This is a genomic window from Williamsia sp. (genome assembly GCF_036566845.1).
Taxonomy (GTDB): Bacteria; Actinomycetota; Actinomycetes; order Mycobacteriales; family Mycobacteriaceae; genus Williamsia.
This window is the reverse complement of the sequence record NZ_DATCVM010000127.1, coordinates 1-2,526: the sequence shown is the minus strand read 5'-3', so window position 1 is coordinate 2,526 and position 2,526 is coordinate 1. Positions and strand designations below refer to the sequence as shown.

At 64.8% G+C, this 2,526-nt stretch carries 3 protein-coding genes and 1 pseudogene; 3 read left to right on the top strand and 1 reads right to left on the bottom strand.

The features are described from left to right. A pseudogene (locus tag VIQ49_RS11815) lies at positions 1 to 567 on the top strand (insoluble domain protein); the annotation flags it as partial. A 109-nt stretch (positions 568 to 676) separates the two neighbouring features. Beyond that, positions 677 to 1,606, top strand: a complete 930-nt coding sequence (locus VIQ49_RS11810; RefSeq protein WP_331884711.1) for a hypothetical protein — start codon at positions 677 to 679, stop codon at positions 1,604 to 1,606. Positions 1,607 to 1,616: 10 nt separating this feature from the next. Here VIQ49_RS11810 and VIQ49_RS11805 read toward each other — a convergent pair whose 3' ends face one another. Beyond that, positions 1,617 to 1,790 carry a hypothetical protein gene (locus VIQ49_RS11805; RefSeq protein WP_331884709.1) on the bottom strand — a complete coding sequence of 58 codons (174 nt, stop codon included), beginning with the start codon at positions 1,788 to 1,790 and terminating at the stop codon, positions 1,617 to 1,619. Between the two features lie 103 nt (positions 1,791 to 1,893). On the opposite strand from VIQ49_RS11805, the gene VIQ49_RS11800 reads away from it, so the two are divergent. Further along, positions 1,894 to 2,526: cutinase family protein (locus VIQ49_RS11800; RefSeq protein WP_331884707.1), on the top strand; the 633-nt coding region annotated here is incomplete at its 3' end.

The following is a 2,526-nucleotide window of genomic DNA, read 5'->3' as shown; positions in this document are numbered from 1 at the left end:
GGACTGGCCGCTTCCACGCCGGTGCTTGCGGCGACAACGGCGATCGGTGCTGGCATCGGCGGCAATATCGGTCTGGCATTGGGCAACGCTCTCATCCCGATCCCCGGTGTCGGTTCCGTTCCGGGAACCGTAGTGGGAGCTGTCGCAGGCGGTGCAGTCGGTGCGGTTGTTGCAGCTCCTGTCGTAATTACTTCTGGCGCAGTCGGAACCGCGATCGGCGTCGGCGTGGGCACCGCGTTCGGCGAAGGTGAAAATGGCCGTGAGACCGAGGTCGTCATCCCGGACATCGATCAGCCCGCCATCACTACCGAGACACAGAATGTTCTCGATTCGTGGTCGGCGTCGCCGCCGGTCGGCACTGCTGCCGCTGACGGGGTGCGCAACGCTGCGGCTGCGGCCCCGGCGATCGACACCCAGATCCGCGAGACGGTCTCGGCGCTGCCCGGCGGCGAGGGTGCTGTTGCGGCATTCGACCAGGCGGTCACTGATATCGCTGCGGCCACCGCTGTTCCCGGCCTGCCTATCTCGATGATCTCCGACGCGATCGGTGCCGGTATCCCCGCATAACCACTCGGTCAGGGGGCGCGGGATTCTCTCGCCCCCTGACTGTGTTCCCGCCACGGCGGGATAGCGCAACTGACTTCACCGCCCCACAGAAAAAGGAAAGGCGCAGATCGTGAGTGATTCGCAGCGTCCCCCCGTCGACGAAGAGGACTGGTTCAACTCGCCCCCGCCGCATGTGGGCGATTCGTCCGCGGTAGCTGCGACGCCGCCGCTGTCCGTCGTCTCTTCCATGCCCGAATCCGATGTGGATGAGGCCGAGGACGATTGGTTCTCTACCGTGCCGGAATCCGCAGATCAGGACCTCGATGGGGGTACCGATCTGGATCCGTCCGGGCCTTCCGAATCCTTCGCAGATGACGAGCGTCCGGCGAGGGATGACGACACCGATCAGTTTCCGGTGACTCCTCCTATGCCGTCGACGCAGTTCCTTCCGAGGTCTCCTGCCGGGGCTGCTTCCGCGCCGGAGCAGAAGTCCTCGTGGTTCCGCAGTCATCGCAGCGCTGTTGCTGTCGGTGGCGCAGTGGCGACCGTCGTCGTGCTCGGCGTCGGGGCTGCACTGGCGTTGTCGGGTCTGTCGAGTGGGGAGGAATCGCCCACTCCGATCACCGATCTCGCGTCCTCGGCTGTGCCGCCGTCTTCGCTCACCACGACAGTTGCTCCCGTCGCGGCGAATTCGTGGTGCACCGGCTTTTCTCCTCGCGAGCTGGCCACCCCCGAGTCCTCGAATGCCGGTATGTCGGCGATCGCCAGTTTCCAGACCGCGTTCTATTCGGGTGATGCAGCGAAGGCTCGCAGCTTTGTCGCCCCCGACAACTCGATTGGATCTGTCGAACAGCTCACGAACGGCTTCGCTCAATTGCCCGCAGGGTCCGAGCAGTGCGTGCTTGCCGCGCCTGTCGGCAACGGCCGTTACGAGGTCGACCTCTACGAGCGTCATCCCGACGGATCGAACGTCAAGTACCGCCAGACGGTCGTCACGACCGGCGCCCCGGACGGTTCCGGTGCCCGAATTGTTGCCATCAATCCCAGGGAAGGGCAGTAGAAATGCACATTCATTCACTCACGCTTAGGCGGTCGTCTGCGGCGGCTGCGACTGCGGTGATGCTGATCGCGATGGCTGGTACCAGCGCCGCAAACGCGCAAACACCGACCTCCACTCCGACGCCGTCCTCGACAACCACCACGTCGTCGACGACTTCTGCCTCTGCTGCGGATTCGGGGTGCACACCGCTGCACCTGCTATTGGTCAACGGAACGACAGACAGTTCCCGGGACGCACCGACAAACACGGACGGCGGGTTCTTTTCCCAGGTCGCTATCCCGGCGCTGGTGGAAGCCAACGGCGACAACGGCAAAAAGGGCGTCATCGACCGCTCCTACGTGAACTACTCGGCGAGCTTCGGTGGCAAGCCTGGTGATCAGTCCAAAGACACGTACGAGCAGTCGGTGCAGATGGGAATCACCAACGCCACGGCGATGCTCACCGATCTGGCGAGCAAGTGCCCGGACACTCAAGTGTTCGTTGGTGGCTACAGTCAGGGTGCACAGGTCGCGTCCGCGCTTTCGCGTGAGATCGGAGCAGGCGAAGGACCTATCTCTGCTGATCGGTTCGCCGGTGCCGCACTCTTCTCGGACCCGACCCGCCCGGCCGGTTCGCCGGTGTTCGCGTCGTCGTCTCAGACCGCCCCGGCGGCCGCACCCGGCGCCAAGGGTGACTCGGTCGAATCCGTACAGGTCGCAGCAACTCAGGCTCCCGCTGGTGGCGGCATCGCCCCGGAAACGACGGGGGAGCGGTCCTTCGGCAAGGTCGCCGACCGTGTCGCTTCCTTCTGCACCGCAGGTGATCTGGCGTGCGACACTCCCGCTGACGCACCGTTGGCGCGAATGGTCGCCAACATAGCCGGTCAGTCCAGCATGGACACCCAGGACCCGGTATCCATCCTGACGAGTGTCGGTACCGCG